We start from the raw sequence: 18,790 nt of genomic DNA on the forward strand, positions 1-18,790 counted from the left end.
GGGTCACGATCGTGACCTTCGCACTGACGAACCTCGTGCCCGGCGACCCCGTGTCGGCGGCACTGGGCGAGGAGCATCGCAGAATCCCGAGACGCGCGAGGCGTTCATCAAGGCCCAGGGCCTCGATCAGCCGCTGTTCGTGCAGTACTTCATCTACATGGGGAATCTCCTTCGCGGAGACCTCGGCACATCGCTGGTGACCGGGCGACCGGTCACCAGCGACCTGGCCACCGCGGTGCCGGCGACGATCGAGATCGCGATCGGCGCCATCATCCTCAGCCTCGCGGTCAGCGTCGTGCTCGGCACCCTCGCCGCCTACCGGCGCGGACTCGTCACCGATCAGGTGATCCGCATCGTGACACTGATCGGTCTGAGCGTGCCGACGTTCTGGCTCGCGCTGGTCAGCTTCTACGTGTTCTTCCTCGAGCTGCGCATCGCCCCCGGCTCGGGTCGTATCTCGCCGTCGATCACGCCGCCGCCCCGCATCACCGGGCTCTACACGGTCGACTACCTCCTCAACGGAGACGGTGTCGGATTCGCCGACGCGCTCGCCCACCTGGCGCTGCCGGTGATGGTGCTGTCGCTCGTGACGATCGGCCTGCTCACCCGCTTCATCCGCACCTCCGTGCTCGAGGTGCTGGGCAGCGACTACGTGCGTGCTGCCCGGGCCAAGGGCCTTCCGGCGATGCGCGTGATCCTCGACTACGTCCTGCGCGGGGCATCCCTCCCGATCCTCACGGTCGTCGGCGTCGCCTTCGGATCCCTGCTCTCGGGCACCGTGCTCGTCGAGTCGGTGTTCGCCTGGCCCGGCCTGGGCACCTACGCCTACAACTCGGCGGCCAACCTCGACCTGCCCGGCATCATGGGCGTCGGCCTGGTCGTCGGGTTCATCTACCTCCTCATCAACTTCGTCGTCGACCTGCTCTACGGCGTCCTCGACCCGAGAGTGAGGATCGCATGAGCCGCATCGACTCGGCATCCGGCCCCTGGCGGTTCCGCTTCCGCTGGCCGCGCGCCTGGCGCACGCCCTCGGCGTGATCGGCACCGTGATCGCGGGCGCCTGGATCATCGTCGCCTTCACCGCGCAGTGGTGGGTGCCGTACGGCCCCAACGCTCAGGTGCTGCCACGACTGCAGGCGCCGGGCATCGACACTCTGCTCGGCACCGACGGCAACGGCCGCGACATCTTCTCGCGTCTGATGACGGGTGCGACGGTGAGCCTGCCGCTCGCGCTCATGCTCGTGATCGCCGCGATGATCATCGGCACCGTGGTCGGCGCCGTCGCCGGGTACTTCGGCGGCTGGGTCGACGAGACGCTGATGCGCATCACCGACCTGTTCATGGCGTTCCCGACCGTCATCCTCGCGATGGTGGTGGCGGCATCCCTCGGCCCGTCGCTGTTCAACGCGGTGATCGCGGCGATCGTCGTCTCGTGGCCGCAGTACTCGCGAGTCACCCGCAGCATCGTGCTGGGCCTCCGCGGCCAGAACTACGTGATCGCGGGCCGCCTGCTCGGCCACTCGCCGCTGCGGACGCTGTTCATCGACATCCTCCCGAACATCGCCGGCCCCGTGCTGGTGCTCGCGACGCTCGACATCGGCGCCGCGATCCTGCTGCTGTCCGGACTCTCGTTCCTCGGTCTCGGCGCGCAGCCGCCGACCGCCGAATGGGGCTCCATGATCTCGGCGGCCATGCAGAACTTCGACGCGTGGTGGCTCGGAGTCTTCCCGGGACTCGCGATCCTCACGGTGGTGCTGGCATTCAACTTCCTGGGTGATGCGATGCGCGACATCCTCGACCCGACGGCCGAGGTCACCCACGAGAAGCAGGCCGAGCATGTGGCCTCCGCGAAGGGAGCGGCAGCATGAGCGCTTCGGCCCCCACGAGTGCTCTGAGCATCCGCGACCTGACGATCGACATCGGTCGTCCTCTCGTGCACGGCATCTCTCTCGACCTCGAGGCCGGACGCATCCACGGTCTCGCCGGCGAGTCAGGATCCGGCAAGACGCTCACCTCGTTGGCCGTCCTCGGACTCCTGCCCCGGCAGGCACGCACGGGCGGATCGATCACGCTCGCGGGGAGGAGCTGGTGGGCATGCGCCGGCGGGCGCTCAACCGCATCCGCGGCAGGCGCATCGCGATGATCTTCCAGGACCCCTCGGCGTCGCTGCACCCGCAGCTGCCGATCGGCCGCCAGCTCACGGATCACATGCGCGTGCACCTCGGACTGCGAGGCGAGGCGGCGAAGGCTCGGGCCATCGAACTGCTCGAGACCGTGCAGGTGCCGAACCCGGATGCTGCGCTGAAGCGCTATCCGCACCAGTTCTCCGGCGGACAGCGCCAGCGCATTGCGATCGCGTGCGCCCTCGCGTGCGACCCCGAGGTGCTGCTGGCCGATGAGCCGACCACCGCACTCGACGTCACGGTGCAGGCAGGCATCCTGCGGCTGCTGCGCGACCTCGCGACCGAGCGCAACCTCGCGGTGCTGCTCGTCACCCACGACCTGGGCGTCATGAGCGCGATCGCCGACGAGGTCGCGGTGATGAAGAACGGGCAGATCGTCGAGCGGGCCGACCGCGAGACGCTGTTCCGCGACCCGCAGCACGAATACACTCGCACGCTGCTCGCGGCGCTGCCGGGGTCGAAGATCGCGACCGCCGACGCGGATCCCGCGCTGCTCGATCCGGTGCTGCCGGAGTCGGCCGTGCAGGATGCCGAAGAGGAGGCCCGAGATGAGTGAAGTCGCCGTCCTCGACGCGCAGGGCGTCGTCGTGCGCTACCCCGGAGTCCTCCGGTGGTCGCCGTCGACGGCGTCTCGCTGACCGTCGCCCCCGGAGAGACCGTCGCGCTCGTGGGCGAATCCGGCAGCGGCAAGTCGAGCCTCGCCCGCGCGGTCGTCGGCATCGAGAAGCTCGCCGGGGAGAGGTGCGCTTCCGTGACGCTCCTGTGAAGCCGCTCGGCATCCGTCGACGCGACCTGGCGCTCACCGGCATCCAGATGGTGTTCCAGGATCCGTCGACCTCGCTGAACCCTCGTCGCCGCGTGGGCGATCAGATCGCCGACGGCATCGCTACGGCTCGGGCTCGGGGTGCCGAAGGGTCGACGGTCGCCGAGTGGCTCGACCGCGTCGGCCTGCCGACCGAAGTGGCCACGCGGTTCCCGCACCAGTTCTCGGGTGGGCAGAAGCAGCGACTCGCGATCGCACGAGCGCTCGCCGCGCGGCCGTCGCTTCTCGTCGCCGACGAGCCGATCTCGGCCCTGGACGCATCGACCCAGACCAGCGTCGCGGGGCTCATGCGAGACCTCGTCGCGGAATCCGGCGCGGGGATGCTGTTCATCTCGCACGACCTCGCCGTGGTCCGCCGCATCGCGGACCGCACCTTCGTGATGTTCGCCGGGCGGGTGCTCGAAGCCGGGGCCACCGACCGTGTGTGGTCTGCGCCGCAGCATCCGTACACCCAGGCCCTGCTCGCTGCGATCCCCGAGCCCGACGGTGCGGGCCGCATCCCGGTCGCCCCCTCGACGAACGAGCGGACCGTCTGGTCGGAGATCGCCCCCGTCCTCGACTGAGCCGCGCTGTCGGTTCGGTCGGTAGGGAGGAGATCCGCGGACGGGAGGATGCTCCGAGCCGGATGCTCCTCCCGATCGCAGATCTCCTCCGAATCGCCCGACCCCAGCGCCGGACAGGAATCGACCCGGAACGCACTGCGGGCCGAGGCGTCAGCCCCGGCCCGCAGCATCCGCTCGTGGTTCAGAGCGGGGCGACGATGTCCTGCTCGACGTCCCACTCGGTGATCTCGAGAGAGGTCTCGATCATCTGGCCCGCGGCCTCGGTGCTGCCGCTCGTGGCCAGCACGACGTAGTCCTCGGTGACCTCGAAGACGACGTCGACGGCGACGCCCTGCGCCTCGGACGTGCCGCTCACGAGATACACGTCCTGACCCAGGCGCGTGCCGGTTCCGGTGACTGTGAACTCGCCGGTGAGGGCGCCGGCGGCGGTGGCCGGGTCGGTGCCCGCGGCCGTGGCGGCGCCGCTGCTGAGAGCAGCGACGATCGGGTCGCTCGAGTTCGGGTCGGCGACCTGCCACTCGGTCGTCGGCGTCTTCACCCATGCGTCGTCGCCGATCAGGATGAGCGAGCCCATGGGCGTGATCGTCTCGACGGCATCCGTCTCGGGGTTGAACCGGGCGGTGGTGTCCATGCCCAGGATCGACGTCTTGGCGGCATAGCCGGCGGTGTCGGTCATCGCCTCGGTGATGCAGGCGCCGAGCTCGGCGCCGTCGACCGTCGCACCCTCCGACAGCTCGGGGCAGTCGGAATCGGATGCGGCACCGTCGGTCGCAGGCGTCTCCTCGGCAGCCGACGTCGGCTCCGAATCGGCGGGCTCTTCGGCACCCGCGGTGCACCCGGTGAGCAGTACGGTGGCGGCCAGGACGATGCCGACCCCCCACTTGTTGACGCGCATGGCGTTCCCCTTCGGTCGTGTGCGCACCGAGAGTCAGCACGCACGCATTCCAGCATGCCAAGTGCGAGGTGATGCGCGTGGGGGCACTCCGAAGGTTTCTCCGCTACACTGTCAAGGTTGTCTGCCATCAGGCACCCACTCGGGTGGCTCGGCGGATGACGTGCACACACCCTCCTGCTTCCGGGAAAGTCCCGGAAGCCGTTCTAGTCCGAAGGAGGTGGGTAAGTGACGCACCAGTACGAACTCATGGTCATTCTGACCCCCGAGATCGACGAGCGCCAGGTCGCCCCTACGCTCGACAAGTTCCTGAAGGTCATCACCAACGATGGTGGCTCGATTGACAAGGTCGACATCTGGGGCAAGCGCCGTCTGGCTTACGAGATCCAGAAGAAGAACGAGGGCATCTACGCCGTCGTCAACTTCACCGCCACCAGCGAGGCCACGCAGGAGCTCGACCGTCAGCTGAAGCTGAACGAGCAGATCATGCGCACGAAGGTCCTTCGCTCTGAGGAAGCTCAGGCGATGGTCGCTTCGGAGGCCAAGCGCTCTGAAGAGAAGGCTGCCCGCAAGGCCGCCAAGGCTGCGAAGGCCTGAGTCCGATGGCCGGCGAAACAGTCATCACCGTGGTGGGCAACCTCACGGCCGACCCCGAGCTGCGCTACACGCAGAACGGACTGCCGGTGGCGAACTTCACCATCGCTTCGACGCCTCGGAACTTCGACCGCGCCGCCAACGAGTGGAAGGACGGCGAAGCGCTGTTCCTCCGCGCGTCGGTCTGGCGCGAGTTCGCCGAGCACGTGGCGGGTTCGCTGACCAAGGGCATGCGCGTCATGGCGCAGGGCCGTCTGCGTCAGCGTTCCTACCAGGACCGCGAGGGCAACCAGCGCACCGCGATCGAGCTGGAGGTCGACGAGATCGGCCCCTCGCTTCGGTACGCGACCGCGCAGGTCACCCGTGCGGCGTCGACCGGTGGCGGCGGCGGTGGCGGACAGTCCCGTCCCGCACAGCAGCAGCAGGTGTCGGAAGAGCCGTGGTCTACGCCCGGCTCGTCGACCAGCGCAGATGCCTGGAGCACTCCGGGCAGCTTCGGTGACGACACCCCCTTCTGAAACAGGATCTCCGGATGCTTCGGCATCCGACTCATAATTAAGGAAAAACAATGGCTGGAAAGTCGAGCGGCGACCGCCGCAAGCCGCGGAAGGGTGGCAAGCCCACCGCTCCCGCGAAGTCGATCCGGGTCGGAGTCATCGATTACAAGGATGTCTCCACCCTCCGTAAGTTCGTCTCGGAGCGCGGCAAGATCCGTGCCCGTCGTATCACCGGTGTTTCGGTGCAGGAGCAGCGTCTGATCGCCACCGCGATCAAGAACGCACGCGAAATGGCACTCCTGCCCTACGCTGGCGCCGGCCGGTAAGGGGTAACGAGATGGCAAAGCTGATTCTCACGAACGAGGTCGCCGGGCTTGGTAGCGCCGGTGACGTGGTCGAGGTCAAGAACGGGTTCGCCCGCAACTACCTCATCCCCCAGGGCTTCGCTACGGCGTGGACCCGCGGTGGCGAAAAGCAGGTCGCTTCGATCCAGGCTGCTCGTCAGGCTCGCGCGATCCACGACCGCGACGAGGCCGTGGCACTGAAGAACTCCCTCGAGAACACCAAGGTGCGCCTGGCCGTCAAGGCCGGCAACGAGGGTCGTCTCTTCGGTTCGGTCAAGACCGATCACATCGCGGATGCTGTCGCAGCCGCAGGTCTCGGCTCGATCGACAAGCGCAAGGTGCACATCCCGTCGGCGATCAAGACGACCGGTGAGCACGAGGCCACGGTTCGTCTGCACGACGACGTGACCGCAGTCATCACGCTGCAGGTCGTCGCCGCCAAGTAAGGCGCGACGCTCTCGAACGCCCCCTGTCCTTCGGGACAGGGGCGTTCTGCGTGTGCGGGGTTGTCAGGGCGCACTCGCTCGGGGAGTGGCGGGGCACGACGGATGCCCCGCGCTGGGGACGCGGGGCATCCGTGAACTGTGCGGCATCGCCGACGCGGGCAGGTCTGGGGAACCTGCGCGGGGCGTCGCGGGACCCGCACACCGACGGTGTCGCATCTCCTCCCCGAGGACGTCGACACCGCCGGGGTCTGCGGCTACGCCGTCACACGGCGGCGACGCAGCATCCCCGCTCCGAGCAGGAGCAGGAGAGCGGCGAGCGACACGAAGCCGATCGAGGACGAACCACCTGTGGCGGCCAGTCCCTCGATGGGCTCGGATGCCGTCGCAGCTGTGCCGCTCGCGGCAGCGGCTGCGGTGGCGCCCGTGCCGACGGCTGTCACCGTTCCGGGATTCATGCCGATTCCGGGGGTGGTTCCGGGGTCGGTGCCGGGGTTCGTTCCGGGGTCGGTGCCGGGGTTCGTTCCGGGGTCGGTTCCCGGGTCGGTGCCGGGGTCGGTGCCCGGGTCCGTGCCGGGGTCGGTGCCCGGGTCCGTGCCGGGGTCGGTGCCCGGGTCCGTGCCGGGGTCGGTGCCCGGGTCCGTTCCGGGATCAGTGCCCGGGTCCGTCGTCGGCGGCGTCACCGTGCTCTCGCCGACCACGGAGATGGCGTTGCCACCGACCGTGATCGGGAGAGTGACAGGCGCGGTGACCTGCGTTCCGCCGAGGATTCCGTCGTCTCCGGTGGTGGTGCTGCCGGTGGTCGGGGTTCCTGCGGTGCCGGTGCTGGTACCGCCGGTGGATTCGCTGTCTCCGAGGACGGAGATGGCGTTGCCGGTGACGTCGATCGGCGCGGTGACGGGTGCGGTGACCTGGGTGCCGCCGAGGATTCCGTCGTCTCCGGTGGTGGTGCCGCCGGTGGTCGGGGTTCCTGCGGTGCCGGTGCTGGTGCCGCCGGTGGATTCACTGTCTCCGAGGATGGAGATGGCGTTGCCGGTGACGTCGATCGGTGCGGTGACGGGTGCGGTGACCTGGGTGCCGCTTGCGATTCCGTCGTCTCCGGACGTCTCCGCTCCGGTGCTGCTGCCTCCGGACGGGGTGCCGGTGCTGGTGCCGCCGGTGGATTCGCTGTCTCCGAGGATGGAGATGGCGTTGCCGGTGACGTCGATCGGCGCGGTGATGGGAGCGGTGACCTGGGTGCCGCCGAGGACTCCATCGTCTCCGGTGGTGGTGCTGCCGGTGGTTGGGCTTCCTGCGGTGCCGGTGCTGGTGCCGCCGGTGGATTCGCTGTCTCCGAGGATTGAGATGGCGTTGCCGGTGACGTCGATCGGTGCGGTGATGGGTGCGACGACCTGGGTGCCGCTTGCGACCCCGTCGTCGCCCGAAGTGGTCGGCTCAGTCGATCCCGCGCCGCCGCCGTCCGAGGATGCCGGTGCTGCAGCAACCTGGCCCGCCGTCTCGCTGTCACCGAGCACGGTGATCGCGTTGCCTGAGACGGTGACCGGAACGTCGACGTCCAGCAGGGCCTGGGTACCCGAGAGGACGCCGTCGGCGCCGTTCGTCGTGATCGCGGGAGCGGGAGCGGGAGCGGGAGCCGGAGCTGGGGCCTGGGGAGCCTCAGCCGGAGCGGCCGCCGTGTCGCTCGACGAGTCTCCGAGCACGGTGATCGCGTTGTCGGTCACCGTGACAGGCACGACGACGTCCACGACGGCCTGAGTGCCCGATGCGGTGCCGGAATCGCCACTCGTGGTGGCGGCCGGTGCGGGAGCGGGAGCGGGAGACGAAGCGGGCGCCGAGGTCTGCTGGGCGGAGGTGTCTCCGAGCAGTGAGACCGCGTTGCCGACGACCGTCACGGGCACCGAGATCGGCGCATCCGCTTGGGTGCCCGAGAGCAGCCCGTCTTCTCCTGAGGTGTCTGCCGCGTTGGCGGCTGTTGCGCCGAGCAGGGTGATCCCGCCGGCGAGAAGCGTGCCCCACAGGGCCCGCTTGATGTATGTACGCATGATGACCTTCTCCTGACTGGAAGTGGGTGTGTCTGGATGGGTGCACGCGAAGAGCATGTGCGCGCGCAGCACGGCATCTGTCGTTCACGAGGAACGACCGGACAACCCGTCAGTCAGGAGAGACGTCGGTGTCGGCGACCAGAGACGTCGGAAGGACGTCGTCGGATGCACCGCAAGTGCGCTCCACAGTGCGGAACGCAGAAACTCCCGCATCGCTGAGGCGCGCGGGGGTGAATGAGGATGCTCCGCTCGAACCGGCGGAGGAAGTAGGCGCGGAGGGGGCTCCGGCGGGCGGTGCAGAGGGGGACTCCTCGAGGTCGGCTGCCGGCTCGTTCACCTCGGATGCCGCGACGGACACCGTAGGCGGGAGGTCGGACCCGGCCGACGGAATCACCGGCTGGCGCACCGCGGACGTGGAGAAGTGACCGCGTGTCGGCTCATCGGCCAGGGGGAAACCGTTCCGAGCGGCGCTGTTCCGATCGGACCGGGGTCGGGGTCGGGGTCCGATCCGGAGGATCCGGGGCGTGCGGGGGTGATGGCCTCGAGCACCGGCGGGAGAGTGTTCTCGACCACCGTGCCGACAGTCGGGGTGGTCGCGTCGATGACGCCGACGACATCGTCGATCACCGGCGGCACTCCGAGATCGTCGACCAGTTCTCCGACGATCGGCAGCTCGGTGATCAGATCCTGCACAGGGGCCACGATCTCGGCGACCGGGGATCCGTCCAGCAGATCGGTCACGGGAGTGATGACGGCCCCGGTGGTGTCGGTGGCGGCGTCGATGATCGGCGACGCTGCAGGGCCGACGACGGGCACCTGAGCGATCGTCTCGGCGACGTGCTCGACGACCGGAGGTGCCACCTGCTGCACGGGTTCGACGACGTGAGTGACGACGGGCTCGACGACCTCGGTCACGACCGGCTCGACGACCTGGGTGACCACAGGCTGGACGACCTCGGTCACGACGGGCTCGACCGGCGCGACGATCGGGGAGGTCACCGACGTCACGGTGTCTTCGACCGATGAGACGGTCTCGCTCACGATCGAGGAGACGCCGTCGAGCAGCGAGTCGTTCGATCCGTCGTCCGCGCTCGCGGACGAACCGCCCGTGAGGATCGTGATCGTGGCCCACGCGATCGCGCCCACGCCACCCCAGAGAGCGACGGCAGGTAGGCCGCGGCGGGTTGCCTGAGCGTTCACGTCGACTTCCCTCCCCGAGAGCGATCGTTCGTCCTCGACGCACAGTACGTCGATAGCGGGTGACGATACTCCCGGTATATCGCCGTGTCTAGAGGGTTCCGCTCGGAAACGATGACATATCGCGCACATTTCGGAGGGTTGCGCACTGTGACGCGCCCGGTGGAATCTCGGCTTGACTTTCCCCAGGTTCTACACATCCCATCCCGGATTCGATGAACCTTCAATGCCCGGTTGAACCACGATCTCATCCACAGGGTGGGGAAACTCTAAATACCAGATCAGGTGCAAAAAGAAACTTGTGTTTCGAGGTACTCCACCGACTTATCCACATGCGTTCTGCACAGACTCTCCGGACTTGTTCGCACGCTTTCCACATAGTTATCCACAGGCCGTGTTGCGACCGAAAACCCCCGCTCGTAGCGTGGTCCAGCGACCCGATGTCGGAAGTGCCTGGTTTGCTGTGCGGACGGCCCTTCTCGAGCTGATTCGCATCGCGTGACCGACGCAGTCGGCACCGAGCACACCGGAAGAACCGTCGCATCGAAGGGAGCAGCGTGTCGATCGCCGACATCTCAGAGGAGCGCCTCGGAGGCAAGCGTCCGCAGGAGCGAACGCCTCCCCACGACACGCTCGCCGAACAGAGCGCCCTGGGGGGAATGCTCCTCTCGAAGGATGCTGTCGCCGACGTCATCGAGACGCTCAAGGGTGCCGACTTCTACATCCCCAAGCACGAGCTGATCTTCGAGGCGATCCTGTCGCTCTACTCGCACGGCGAGCCGACCGACGTCGTCGCCGTCACGGACGAGCTCATCAAGACGGGAGAGCTGAGCCGGGCCGGCGGTGCCGACTATCTGCACACGCTCACCTCGATCGTCCCCACCGCCGCCAACGCCGGCTACTACGCGGGCATCGTGTCGGAGCGGGCGATCCTGCGTCGTCTGGTCGATGCGGGAACGCGTATCGTGCAGCTCGGCTACGACGGACAGGGCGACGCGACCGACCTCGTCAACAACGCCCAGGCTGAGATCTACTCGATCACCGGCTCCGAGACCGCAGAGGACTACGTGCCGCTGCAGATCGCGGTCGACGCCGCGCTCGAGGAGATCGAGGCCGCCAGCGGTCGCGACGGGTCGATGACGGGTGTCCCGACCGGCTTCAAGGAGCTCGACGAGCTCACCAACGGCCTGCACGGCGGGCAGATGATCGTCGTCGCCGCTCGTCCCGCCATGGGTAAGTCGACGCTCGCGCTCGACTTCGCCCGCGCTGCCTCCATCGGCCACAACCTCCCCTCGGTCTTCTTCTCGCTCGAGATGGGCAAGAGCGAGATCGCGATGCGTCTGCTCAGTGCCGAGGGGCAGATCCCTCTGCAGAACATGCGAAAGGGAAACCTCGACCCGCGGGACTGGACCACGGTCGCCGCGACCCGCGGACGTATCAACGACGCTCCGCTCTACATCGACGACAGCCCGAACATGACGCTGGTCGAGATCCGGGCGAAGTGCCGTCGACTCAAGCAGCGTGAGGGTCTGCGGATGGTCATCATCGACTACCTGCAGCTGATGACGTCAGGCAAGCGCGTCGAGTCGCGTCAGCAGGAGGTCTCGGAGTTCTCGCGAAGCCTCAAGCTCATCGCCAAGGAGCTGCAGGTTCCGGTCATCGCTCTGTCGCAACTGAACCGCGGTCCCGAGCAGCGCACCGACAAGAAGCCCGCGATCAGCGACCTGCGTGAGTCCGGCTCGATCGAGCAGGACGCCGACATGGTGATCCTGCTGCATCGCGACTCGGTCTACGACAAGGACGTGCGTCCGGGCGAGGCCGACCTGATCGTCGCCAAGCACCGTAACGGCCCGACCGCGACGATCACCGTGGCCTTCCAGGGCCACTACTCGCGCTTCCACGACATGGCACCGGGCGGCGACTTCAACTGAGTCGCGCTCGCTCGCCAGGTCGGGGAGGACGGGACGCCCCCACCACGGGGAGGTAGCAGAAAGGGCGCCCCATCCGATGCCGCCGATGAGCGGCACCCCAGCTGTCGCGTTACAGCGCGACAGAGCTGTGACGCAAGCGTGACACCGGCCGACGCGCCGCGCAAGACCTATTGTCGACCGGTATGCCGCCGCTACTCGCGAGGCGGGTTCAGCGGCAGCCACTCTTCGAGAGTCGTCTCGAAGATGTGCGCCCCGTCTACCGGGATGAGGGTGCGCTCCTCGATCTGCGCACCGTAGTACGGCGCAGCGTCATCACGCACGACCGTGCGAGGATCGCCACGGAAGGCCAGGGCGCGGCGCGCGAACTCGTCCATGCCGAAGGCCTCCGGGCCTGCGATCTCGATGTCGCCGGTCGGCTCACCGGCCGCAGCACGGGCCACTGCCGTGGCGACATCCTCGGCGGCGATCGGCTGGATCAGCGCCCCGGGCAGCGTCACTGTGTCGCCGTCGGTCGAGATGTCGGCGATGCTTCCCACGAACTCGAAGAACTGTGTGGCGTGTACGAGGGAGTATCGGATCCCGGAGTCACGGATCAGCGTCTCCTGCGCGACCTTCGCCGCGAAGTAGGGGATGTTCTGCGGGCGGTTCGTGCCGACGATCGTGAGAGCGACGTGGTGGGTGACACCGGCCGCGGCCTCAGCGGCGAGCAGGTTGCGAGTCGACGTGGTGAAGAACTCCAGCACATCGTCGGGGGCGAACGAGGGGGAGTTCGACACGTCGACCACGGTGTGGGCTCCGACGAGAACCTCCGCGAGGCCCTCGCCGGTGAGCGAGTTCACGCCGGTGTTCGGCGATGCGGCGACGGCGTCGTGGCCGTGCTCCGTCAGCTTCGCGACGACCTTCGAGCCGATGAGGCCGGTGCCTCCGATGACGACGATCTCTGCCATGTCCAAACCTTTCTTCGGTGACGACGCCCGGGTGGCGTCTGCCAGGTATGACCGCTGAGTGCCCGAAGATGTGACGCCTCGGGTTCTCAGATGCTGGCGGGCGTCTTCACCCTCCAGTCGTGATACCTCGTCGGAGCGATCGTCGCGGTCATCTCCGGCAGCAGGTCGCGGGCGGCGAGATGCGCGCCGAAGTACGTTCCGAGCGGATCCGGGACGACCTCCCGATCGTCCTGTCTCGCCCGCAGGTCGAGTGCCGCGAGTTCCGTCAGGCTGAACACCTCGGGGCCGCCGAACTCGATCATCCCGACACGGGGTTCTCCGAGCGCTGCCGTTGCGACCGCGTTCGCGACGTCGTCGGCCGCCATCGGCTGCACGAGCACATCGGCGATGTGCGCGGCTCCTCGCGCAGGGCGTGGTCGGTGATGCTGCGGATGAACTCGAAGAACTGCGTCGCATGCACGAGGGTGTACGGGCGACCGGATGCCGCGATGAGGCGTTCCTGCTGATGCTTGGCGATGAAGTATCCGCCCTGCGCGCGTGCGAGGCGGTCGGTGCCCACGACCGACAGGGCGACGTGATGGGAGACGCCCGCGGCTTCGCCGTAGGCGAGCAGGTTCATCGTCGAGGTGGAGAAGAACTCCTGCGCACCGGCCTCGTCGGTGTACGACGAGTTCGACACATCGACCACCGCGGATGCGCCGGCGAGAGCGTCGTCGAGCCCCTCGCCGGTGAATGAGTTCACCCCCGTGGCGCGGGACGCGACGACGACGTCGTGTCCCGCGCCCTTCAGGATGCGCGTGACGCGGGTGCCGATCAACCCCGTGCCGCCGATGACTGTGATCCTCATGCCGCTCCTCCGATCGAGTGATGCGGACGAGCCCGCATGTACCTGGTTGACCGGCCGGGAGACCAGGCTGTGACGGAATCGCCAGGATTCGTCACAGATCGCGTCGCCCTCCGGTCAGAGCTGTGAGTGGGAGCGCCGACGGCGCGGAAAGGGAGTGCGCATGCGGCGACCTCTGGTGCAGAGTGAAGACGTGACCGCGACACGTGACGAGCACAGCGGGTCGATCCGAGACCTCGGCACCGCGTTCTCGGTGTTCGCCGCCCAGCGTCGCCGACTGTTCGGCATCGCCTACCGGATGCTGGGCACCGTGGCCGACGCCGAGGACATCGTGCAGGAGACCTGGATCCGCTGGCAGAACACCGACCGGACCCAGGTGCAGGAACCCGCCGCTTTCCTCACGACCATCACGACGCGTCTGTCGATCAACGTTCTCCAGTCGGCTCGCGTGAAGCGGGAGACCTACATCGGGCCGTGGCTGCCTGAACCGGTCAACACCGACGACGATCCCTCGCTCGGCGCCGAGCGCGCCGAGGCGCTGCAGTTCGCGATCCTGCTGACGCTCGAGAAGCTCACCCCGACCGAGCGTGCGGCGTACATCCTCCGCGAGGCGTTCGACTATCCGTATCCCCGCATCGCCGAGATCATCTCGTCGAGTGCGGTGAGCGCTCGACAGCTGGTGAGCAGGGCTCGCGCGCACCTGGCCTCGGCGAAGCAGATCACCGTCGAGCCCTCGCATCAACGTCACCTGCTCGAGGCCTTCCTCGCCGCCGCGCGGAAGGGCGATGCCCGGGAGCTCGAGAAGCTCTTCGCCGCCGACGTGGTCAGCTACACCGACGGCAACGGGGTGAAGCTGGCGGCGCGGATCCCGGTGATCGGTCGTGGCCGCGTGGCGCAGTTCGTGGCTGCCTTCGCGCACCACTTCTGGACGGGCAAGTCGATCGGGTGGGTGGAGGTCAACGGTCAGCCCGCCGCGACGCTCGTCGAGAACGGTGAAGTCACCACGATGGTCACCGTCACGGCGTCCGACGAAGGGATCGAGCAGTTGCTCTGGGTGATGAGTCCCCAGAAGCTCGGACACATCACCGCGGTCGCGACATGACTCGCGGGCGGCATCCGGCTCGTCTGGGCCGGCGACCTCGGGATGCCTCCGAACCGATCGCTGTGGAAGAACTCCGGCTGGCGCTCGCCGCGGGCGACCGCGCCGGCATCCGCTCGATGCTGCACCCTGACGTGGTGATGATCATCGACAGCGGCGGTCGCATGCCGCAGTCGTCGACCGCCGTCGACGGGACCCACACGGCATCCGCGGAGCTGGCGGCACTGGTGGCGACCGGCCCCACGGTCTCGATCGCGTCGATCAACGGCTCCGCTGGACTCGTGCTGGAACGAGACGGCGCAGTCGTCGCGGCGGTGTCGGTCGAGAGCAGATCAGGGCTGCTCTCGCGCATCTGGGTCGTCTGCAACCCTGACAAGCTCACCCACTGGAATCGACGCCGCGACGGCTAGAGCGAGATGTCGGATGCCGAGGCGAGCGCCCGCCACTCGGTCGATCGGGCGCTGCGCCGGTCGAGCACATCGGCATCGAGCAGCGGGCCGACATCCAGCCCCGTCACCCGGACGATCTCGGTGATCGGAACCTGGAAGGTGCGGAAGGCGCCGAGCGGCGGAACCGCGAAGAGACCGTCCGGTGACTGGACGAGCTCTGACTGATCGAGCACGAACCCGGCCGCTGACAGACCGTCGGGGCCCTGCCACGCCGCGATCTTCCAGAACAGAAGAGGGATGCGGATGCCGCGGTACGGCGGATCGTCGTCTCCCAGCACAGGGGCCGTGAACACCGAGATCCGCTGATCCGTCGTCTCGGCATACTCGAGCACGTGGTCTTCCAGACCGAGCCAGAGCTCTGCGGACTGATTGAAACCGGCGGCCTGCGGGGCGGCGTTCGGATAGAAGAACGTCGCCTCGGTCGCCGCCCGAGCGTCGTCGACATCACCCCAGCCGGGGTCGCGTCGGCGCACGAGGTGGCCGCGATCGAGGTCGTTGCGCGCATACACCTCGGGTCCGGTCTGCAGTGCTGCATCGACTCGGGGGTCGAGCTGCCAGTCCCCGGTGCGGGGCAGCTCGCGCAGCAGCGCCCCGTCGATGTTCACGCCCGTCACGGCAGCCAGGCGGCGCTCGCGGTCGAGCAGCACGCTGAAGTGGGGGTAGGTCAGCTCCGTCGCATCGCGGGCCGGCCCGGGCAGGGGCACTCGCGTCGGAAGGAAGTCGAGGTCGTATCCGTCTGCCATACCGACATACTGCCTGGTTCCACCGACATCGCCGCGGCCTCGCCGCACACGCGAACGCCCCCTCCGAAGCGAGCTCGGGAGGGGGCGTCCGCGGTCAGCGACTCACGGCGTGGGCATGCCGCCGTTGACGTTGAGCGTCTCGCCGGCGACGTAGCTCGACTCCGCGGAGGCGAGGAAGACGTAGGCGGGGGCGAGTTCTGCGGGCTGGCCCATGCGGCCGAGCGGGGTGTCCTCCCCGAACTCCGGGAGCTTCTCCTGCGGCTGTCCGTCGCTCGGCTGCAGCGGCGTCCAGATCGGTCCCGGTGCCACGGCGTTCACACGGATGCCCTTCGGCGCGAGCTGCTCGGCGAGGCCCTTCGTGAACGCGTTGATCGTGGCCTTGGTCGATGCGTAGTCGACGAGGATCCCCGACGGCGAGTAGGCCTGGATCGACGTGGTGTTGATGATGGTCGAGCCTGCCGGGAGGTGCGGCAGCGCGGCCTTCGTGATCCAGAACATCGCGTAGACGTTGGTCTTGAAGGTGTCGTCGAACTGCTCGTCGGTGATGTCGGTCAGCGACTCCTTGTAGATCTGCTTGCCGCCGTTGTTGACGAGGATGTCGAGGCCGCCGAGCGCACCGACCGCCTCCGAGACGAGCGTGCGGCAGTACTCGGGGTCACGGAGATCACCGGGGATCTGCGCCACGGTCGCGCCGGCGTCGCGGAGGATGCCGGCGATGCGCGCCGCATCCTCTTCCTCTTCGGGCAGGTACGAGAGCGCGACGTCCGCGCCCTCGCGTGCGAAGGCGATCGCAGTCGCCGCGCCGATGCCGGAGTCGCCGCCGGTGATGAGCGCCTTGCGTCCGGTCAGTCGGCCGGTGCCGCGGTAGCTCTCCTCACCGAGGTCGGCCTTCGGACCGAGGTCGGCATCGAGGCCGGGCTCCGGCATGTGCTGCTTCTCGGGTTCGATGTCGGAGTAGAGCTCGGCCGGGTTGGTGAAGGTGTACTGGTCGCGAGACATGGGGGTTCCTCTCGGTCGCTGGTCTGGGGGTATGGCTCCAGCGTGCGCCGACGTCGGAATGTCGGCCAGCACCTTGCGTCTCACGCCGAGGGTCGCTAGAGAGGACGCCGAGAAGGGGTCGACCCGTGCGGACGCCGGGAGTAGCCTCGCCGCATGGCCCGACTCATCTACTCCATGATCACGTCGCTCGACGGATACGTCAGCGGGCCGGACGGCGGGTTCGGCTGGGCGCTCGACGACGACCTGCACGACTTCATCAACAAGCAGTTCGCAGACGTCGGCACCTACCTCTACGGGCGGCGCATGTACGAGACCATGGTCTATTGGGAGACCGCTCATCTCGAACCCGATCAGCCGCAGGTCGGCATCGACTACGCGCGGGTGTGGCAGGCCGCGCAGAAGGTCGTCTTCTCGAAGACCCTCGCCGAGGTGTCGAGCGAGCGCACCCGGCTCGAGCGCACGTTCGATCCGGAGGTGATCGCGCGGTGGAAGGCTGAGTCCGACAGCGACTTCTCCGTCGACGGCCCCACTCTCGCCGCCGAGGCGATCCGCGCGGGACTGGTCGACGAGTTCGGTCTCTTCATCGGACCGGCGATCGTCGGTGGTGGCAAGCCGTTCTTCCCCGACGGGGTGCACGTCGACCTGGAGCTCGCCGAGGATCAGCGCTTCGACAGCGGCGTGATGTTCCTCCGCTACACGACGCGGGTGTGACCGGAAGCGGCCCGCGTGATCAGGGGCGTACGCGAACGGTACGGCCCTCGAAGGTGACCAGATCGCCGTCATGCAGCTGGCGTCCGCGCCGTCGATCGACCTCGCCGTTGACCTTCACGAATCCGTCGATCACGACCTCCTTGGCGTCACCACCCGAGTCGAGCAGTCCCGAGTACTTCAGGAACTGGCCGAGGCGGATCATCTCGCCGCCGATGGAGACATCGTCGATCGGACCGGAATTCGTCATGACTCCGATGGTATCCGGCGGTGCTCAGCTGCGAGCGAGCGCCGCGTTCACCGCGGATGCCGAGTACTCGCGCTCCACCACCATCGCCGCGAGCCCCACGGCTGTCGCCTTCTCGCCCAGTGTCGACTGGCTGATACTCAGGTGCCGGGTCGCGCGGGGCAGGGATCGGGGATAGAGGGTCTCGCGGACTCCGGCCAGCAGCGGCGGCGATGCCAGCATCCCGCCGAGCACCACCTCCGAGGGGTTGAGGAGCGAGACGACCGTCGCGACGACCTCGCCGATCACCCGACCCGCCTCTTGAGTGAGTCGCGCGGCATCGGGGTCGCCGTCAGCGAGGTAGGTGCCGACATCCGAGGCTGACGAGGCGGGCTTGCCGAGCTGGGTGAGCGCCCTGGCCACTGCTCGGCCTGATGCCGCGGCCGCCAGACATCCGTGCGCTCCGCACTGGCACAGCAGGTCGTCGTGCCCGGCGATCTTCACATGGCCGATGTCACCCGCCCCTCCGTCGGTGCCGCGGTATGCCCGGCCACCCAGCACGATGCCGGTGCCGATGCCCGACGAGACCTTGATGAAGCACAGGGAGCGTGAATCGGGATGCGCTGCGCGCTGCTCACCCAGTGCGGCGGCGTCGGCGTCGTTCGAGACCAGCACGGGGACGCCGAGGGCGTCGTGCAGGTGATCGGGGATCGGGTAGGCGTCCCAGCCGGGCATGATCGGCGGCTGCGAGGGGCGCTCGGTGTCGGGGTCGACAGGACCGGGGATGCTGAGCGCGATCGCAGCCACATCCTCGCGGCGGATGCCGGCCTGCGACAGCAGGCGCTCGGCGTGCTCGGCGATCGCGTTGAGGGTCGCGTCGGGTCCGTCGGCGACGGCGACCTCGATGCGCTCCTCGGCGGTCACGCGTCCGGCGAGATCGGTCAGGGCGACGGTGGTGTGCGTGGTGTCGACGTTGGCGGCGATGACGTGCGCGTGAGCGGTGTTGAACTCGAGGCGCCGTGACGGTCGACCCGAGGTGACCTTCTCGGTTCCCGACTCGATGATGAGTCCCGCCTCGAGAAGCGCGTCGATGCGCGTGGCGACGGTCATCCGCGACATCCCGGTGACGTCGAGCACATCGCCGCGCGTGAAGGCGCGGCGCTCTCTGATGAGATCGAGGACTTCCCCGGGACCGGACATCGAACCTCCTGACGACGGGTTCAGCTTAATGCTTGACAGCTAGGCGACTTATGTCTAGCTTTTAGT

Annotated in this window: 23 protein-coding genes and 1 pseudogene; 14 read left to right on the top strand and 10 right to left on the bottom strand. The window is 68.1% G+C overall.

All coding sequences use genetic code 11. The features are described from left to right. Positions 1 to 139: 139 nt before the first annotated feature. From ACZZ93_RS11355 to ACZZ93_RS11380, 6 genes and pseudogenes are all read left to right on the top strand, one after another. Entirely contained in the window at positions 140 to 961 is an 822-nt protein-coding gene (locus tag ACZZ93_RS11355) for an ABC transporter permease (RefSeq protein WP_463511128.1), read from the top strand. Between the two features lie 73 nt (positions 962 to 1,034). Continuing rightward, the gene (locus ACZZ93_RS11360; RefSeq protein ID WP_463507277.1) at positions 1,035 to 1,868 is read left to right on the top strand and encodes an ABC transporter permease; all 834 of its coding nucleotides are present in this window, start codon (positions 1,035 to 1,037) and stop codon (positions 1,866 to 1,868) included. Continuing rightward, positions 1,865 to 2,143 carry an ATP-binding cassette domain-containing protein gene (locus ACZZ93_RS11365; protein ID WP_463511129.1) on the top strand — a complete coding sequence of 93 codons (279 nt, stop codon included), beginning with the start codon at positions 1,865 to 1,867 and terminating at the stop codon, positions 2,141 to 2,143. Before ACZZ93_RS11360 ends, ACZZ93_RS11365 begins: the two co-directional genes overlap by 4 nt. Continuing rightward, a complete protein-coding gene (locus ACZZ93_RS11370) occupies positions 2,095 to 2,739 on the top strand; it encodes an ABC transporter ATP-binding protein (protein ID WP_463511130.1) in 645 nt (214 codons plus the stop codon). The genes ACZZ93_RS11365 and ACZZ93_RS11370 overlap by 49 nt, the downstream gene beginning before the upstream one ends. Before the next feature lie 111 nt (positions 2,740 to 2,850). Continuing rightward, positions 2,851 to 3,191, top strand: a pseudogene (locus tag ACZZ93_RS11375) (ATP-binding cassette domain-containing protein); the annotation flags it as partial. Between the two features lie 195 nt (positions 3,192 to 3,386). Next, positions 3,387 to 3,569 (top strand): ABC transporter ATP-binding protein, encoded by a 183-nt coding sequence (locus ACZZ93_RS11380; protein WP_463511738.1) that lies wholly within the window; start codon positions 3,387 to 3,389, stop codon positions 3,567 to 3,569. 181 nt (positions 3,570 to 3,750) lie between these two features. Here the strand turns inward: ACZZ93_RS11380 and ACZZ93_RS11385 are convergent, their stop codons facing one another. After that, a complete protein-coding gene (locus ACZZ93_RS11385) occupies positions 3,751 to 4,464 on the bottom strand; it encodes a hypothetical protein (protein WP_230101270.1) in 714 nt (237 codons plus the stop codon). Between the two features lie 225 nt (positions 4,465 to 4,689). Between ACZZ93_RS11385 and rpsF the strand changes: the two genes are divergently transcribed. The 4 genes from rpsF to rplI are packed head-to-tail and all read left to right on the top strand — an operon-like array spanning position 4,690 to position 6,342. Then, positions 4,690 to 5,058 (top strand): 30S ribosomal protein S6, encoded by a 369-nt coding sequence (gene rpsF / locus ACZZ93_RS11390; RefSeq protein ID WP_029264265.1) that lies wholly within the window; start codon positions 4,690 to 4,692, stop codon positions 5,056 to 5,058. A 5-nt stretch (positions 5,059 to 5,063) separates the two neighbouring features. Continuing rightward, the gene (locus ACZZ93_RS11395) at positions 5,064 to 5,573 is read left to right on the top strand and encodes a single-stranded DNA-binding protein (protein WP_053098204.1); all 510 of its coding nucleotides are present in this window, start codon (positions 5,064 to 5,066) and stop codon (positions 5,571 to 5,573) included. A 50-nt stretch (positions 5,574 to 5,623) separates the two neighbouring features. Continuing rightward, a complete protein-coding gene (gene rpsR, locus ACZZ93_RS11400; protein ID WP_042541518.1) occupies positions 5,624 to 5,878 on the top strand; it encodes a 30S ribosomal protein S18 in 255 nt (84 codons plus the stop codon). 11 nt (positions 5,879 to 5,889) lie between these two features. Beyond that, a complete protein-coding gene (gene rplI / locus ACZZ93_RS11405) occupies positions 5,890 to 6,342 on the top strand; it encodes a 50S ribosomal protein L9 (RefSeq protein WP_053098203.1) in 453 nt (150 codons plus the stop codon). Between the two features lie 254 nt (positions 6,343 to 6,596). On the opposite strand, the gene ACZZ93_RS11410 is transcribed toward rplI, so the two are convergent. After that, the gene (locus ACZZ93_RS11410; protein ID WP_463511131.1) at positions 6,597 to 8,381 is read right to left on the bottom strand and encodes a chaplin family protein; all 1,785 of its coding nucleotides are present in this window, start codon (positions 8,379 to 8,381) and stop codon (positions 6,597 to 6,599) included. Positions 8,382 to 8,771: 390 nt separating this feature from the next. Beyond that, entirely contained in the window at positions 8,772 to 9,581 is an 810-nt protein-coding gene (locus ACZZ93_RS11415; protein WP_463511132.1) for a hypothetical protein, read from the bottom strand. Positions 9,582 to 10,135: 554 nt separating this feature from the next. Here ACZZ93_RS11415 and dnaB point away from each other — a divergent pair. After that, complete coding sequence (gene dnaB, locus ACZZ93_RS11420) at positions 10,136 to 11,509, top strand: replicative DNA helicase (RefSeq protein ID WP_053098201.1); 1,374 nt, start codon at positions 10,136 to 10,138, stop codon at positions 11,507 to 11,509. Positions 11,510 to 11,700: 191 nt separating this feature from the next. On the opposite strand, the gene ACZZ93_RS11425 is transcribed toward dnaB, so the two are convergent. From ACZZ93_RS11425 to ACZZ93_RS11435, 3 genes are all read right to left on the bottom strand, one after another. Beyond that, positions 11,701 to 12,456, bottom strand: a complete 756-nt coding sequence (locus tag ACZZ93_RS11425) for an SDR family oxidoreductase (RefSeq protein WP_053098200.1) — start codon at positions 12,454 to 12,456, stop codon at positions 11,701 to 11,703. Between the two features lie 86 nt (positions 12,457 to 12,542). Continuing rightward, entirely contained in the window at positions 12,543 to 12,758 is a 216-nt protein-coding gene (locus ACZZ93_RS11430; protein WP_463511133.1) for a hypothetical protein, read from the bottom strand. Next, positions 12,755 to 13,303: an SDR family oxidoreductase gene (locus ACZZ93_RS11435; protein WP_463511134.1), complete on the bottom strand. Its 549-nt coding sequence runs from the start codon at positions 13,301 to 13,303 to the stop codon at positions 12,755 to 12,757. Before ACZZ93_RS11435 ends, ACZZ93_RS11430 begins: the two co-directional genes overlap by 4 nt. Before the next feature lie 190 nt (positions 13,304 to 13,493). On the opposite strand from ACZZ93_RS11435, the gene ACZZ93_RS11440 reads away from it, so the two are divergent. Beyond that, positions 13,494 to 14,402 carry an RNA polymerase sigma-70 factor gene (locus ACZZ93_RS11440; RefSeq protein ID WP_463511135.1) on the top strand — a complete coding sequence of 303 codons (909 nt, stop codon included), beginning with the start codon at positions 13,494 to 13,496 and terminating at the stop codon, positions 14,400 to 14,402. Between the two features lie 62 nt (positions 14,403 to 14,464). Next, positions 14,465 to 14,809, top strand: coding sequence for a sigma-70 family RNA polymerase sigma factor family protein (locus tag ACZZ93_RS11445; protein ID WP_056275539.1), 345 nt, complete (start codon positions 14,465 to 14,467; stop codon positions 14,807 to 14,809). On the opposite strand, the gene ACZZ93_RS11450 is transcribed toward ACZZ93_RS11445, so the two are convergent. Together ACZZ93_RS11450 and ACZZ93_RS11455 are read right to left on the bottom strand one after the other, a co-directional pair. After that, the gene (locus ACZZ93_RS11450) at positions 14,806 to 15,591 is read right to left on the bottom strand and encodes a DNA/RNA non-specific endonuclease (RefSeq protein ID WP_463511136.1); all 786 of its coding nucleotides are present in this window, start codon (positions 15,589 to 15,591) and stop codon (positions 14,806 to 14,808) included. The two genes, ACZZ93_RS11445 and ACZZ93_RS11450, sit on opposite strands and share 4 nt — an antisense overlap. 102 nt (positions 15,592 to 15,693) lie before the next feature. After that, positions 15,694 to 16,590: an SDR family oxidoreductase gene (locus ACZZ93_RS11455; protein WP_053098197.1), complete on the bottom strand. Its 897-nt coding sequence runs from the start codon at positions 16,588 to 16,590 to the stop codon at positions 15,694 to 15,696. Between the two features lie 153 nt (positions 16,591 to 16,743). Here ACZZ93_RS11455 and ACZZ93_RS11460 point away from each other — a divergent pair, with 153 nt between their 5' ends. Next, entirely contained in the window at positions 16,744 to 17,301 is a 558-nt protein-coding gene (locus ACZZ93_RS11460; protein ID WP_463511137.1) for a dihydrofolate reductase family protein, read from the top strand. Between the two features lie 19 nt (positions 17,302 to 17,320). On the opposite strand, the gene ACZZ93_RS11465 is transcribed toward ACZZ93_RS11460, so the two are convergent. Beyond that, positions 17,321 to 17,548, bottom strand: a complete 228-nt coding sequence (locus ACZZ93_RS11465; protein ID WP_053098195.1) for an RNA-binding S4 domain-containing protein — start codon at positions 17,546 to 17,548, stop codon at positions 17,321 to 17,323. A 24-nt stretch (positions 17,549 to 17,572) separates the two neighbouring features. After that, positions 17,573 to 18,724, bottom strand: a complete 1,152-nt coding sequence (locus tag ACZZ93_RS11470) for an ROK family protein (protein WP_053098194.1) — start codon at positions 18,722 to 18,724, stop codon at positions 17,573 to 17,575. Between the last annotated feature and the right edge of the window lie 66 nt (positions 18,725 to 18,790).

This window comes from Microbacterium sp. AC026 (genome assembly GCF_979258475.1).

Excerpts from the sequence above, each read along its gene's own strand:
- ACZZ93_RS11460 (WP_463511137.1), top strand. The coding sequence starts at position 16,744 with ATGGCCCGACTCATCTACTCCATGATCACGTCGCTCGACGGATACGTC.
- ACZZ93_RS11470 (WP_053098194.1), bottom strand. The coding sequence starts at position 18,724 with ATGTCCGGTCCCGGGGAAGTCCTCGATCTCATCAGAGAGCGCCGCGCC.
- ACZZ93_RS11370 (WP_463511130.1), top strand. The coding sequence starts at position 2,095 with ATGCGCCGGCGGGCGCTCAACCGCATCCGCGGCAGGCGCATCGCGATG.
- ACZZ93_RS11365 (WP_463511129.1), top strand. The coding sequence starts at position 1,865 with ATGAGCGCTTCGGCCCCCACGAGTGCTCTGAGCATCCGCGACCTGACG.
- ACZZ93_RS11450 (WP_463511136.1), bottom strand. The coding sequence starts at position 15,591 with ATGGCAGACGGATACGACCTCGACTTCCTTCCGACGCGAGTGCCCCTG.
- rplI (WP_053098203.1), top strand. The coding sequence starts at position 5,890 with ATGGCAAAGCTGATTCTCACGAACGAGGTCGCCGGGCTTGGTAGCGCC.
- ACZZ93_RS11425 (WP_053098200.1), bottom strand. The coding sequence starts at position 12,456 with ATGGCAGAGATCGTCGTCATCGGAGGCACCGGCCTCATCGGCTCGAAG.
- ACZZ93_RS11380 (WP_463511738.1), top strand. The coding sequence starts at position 3,387 with ATGTTCGCCGGGCGGGTGCTCGAAGCCGGGGCCACCGACCGTGTGTGG.
- rpsR (WP_042541518.1), top strand. The coding sequence starts at position 5,624 with ATGGCTGGAAAGTCGAGCGGCGACCGCCGCAAGCCGCGGAAGGGTGGC.
- ACZZ93_RS11455 (WP_053098197.1), bottom strand. The coding sequence starts at position 16,590 with ATGTCTCGCGACCAGTACACCTTCACCAACCCGGCCGAGCTCTACTCC.
- ACZZ93_RS11410 (WP_463511131.1), bottom strand. The coding sequence starts at position 8,381 with ATGCGTACATACATCAAGCGGGCCCTGTGGGGCACGCTTCTCGCCGGC.
- ACZZ93_RS11430 (WP_463511133.1), bottom strand. The coding sequence starts at position 12,758 with ATGATCGAGTTCGGCGGCCCCGAGGTGTTCAGCCTGACGGAACTCGCG.
- ACZZ93_RS11385 (WP_230101270.1), bottom strand. The coding sequence starts at position 4,464 with ATGCGCGTCAACAAGTGGGGGGTCGGCATCGTCCTGGCCGCCACCGTA.
- ACZZ93_RS11465 (WP_053098195.1), bottom strand. The coding sequence starts at position 17,548 with ATGACGAATTCCGGTCCGATCGACGATGTCTCCATCGGCGGCGAGATG.
- ACZZ93_RS11435 (WP_463511134.1), bottom strand. The coding sequence starts at position 13,303 with ATGAGGATCACAGTCATCGGCGGCACGGGGTTGATCGGCACCCGCGTC.
- ACZZ93_RS11395 (WP_053098204.1), top strand. The coding sequence starts at position 5,064 with ATGGCCGGCGAAACAGTCATCACCGTGGTGGGCAACCTCACGGCCGAC.